This window comes from Paenibacillus sp. 2TAF8, from assembly GCF_052114825.1.
Lineage (GTDB): Bacteria > Bacillota > Bacilli > Paenibacillales > Paenibacillaceae > Paenibacillus.
On sequence record NZ_JBFRFN010000070.1, the window covers coordinates 1 to 435 of the forward strand.

Annotated in this window: 1 rRNA gene; it reads left to right on the top strand. The window is 44.1% G+C overall.

Annotated elements, in window-relative coordinates:
- Nucleotides 1-82 (top strand): 16S ribosomal RNA (locus AB4Z30_RS30020); the annotation flags it as partial.
- Nucleotides 83-435 lie beyond the last annotated feature (353 nt).

Below are 435 nucleotides of genomic sequence, written 5' to 3' on the forward strand. Positions count from 1 at the left end.
CGAAGCGAAGGTGGGATAGATGATTGGGGTGAAGTCGTAACAAGGTAGCCGTATCGGAAGGTGCGGCTGGATCACCTCCTTTCTATGGAGAATCGTTTCCCGCGTGGAAACATTCAAATATGCAGCTTAGCTGCAAAACACTCACTCGTTGCTCAGTTTTGAGAGCTCAAACTCTCAAATCAATTCGTTTATTCGACCGACACATCTTGTGAACGGCCCGAATGAAACGATTTGTTCTTTGAAAACTAGATATCGAAACGAAACAAACGCGAATTAGAACATTCCTTTTTAGCTGAACTTGTGTACAACAAGTTTCAATAAAAACGGTAGATTGCTGGAGCGAGTGATCGAAATGGAACGACTTTTGGATTTGCGCAAGCAAACCAAGGGAAGTGACAGCTCGAACACGAGCGCAATGGTTAAGCTACTAAGAGC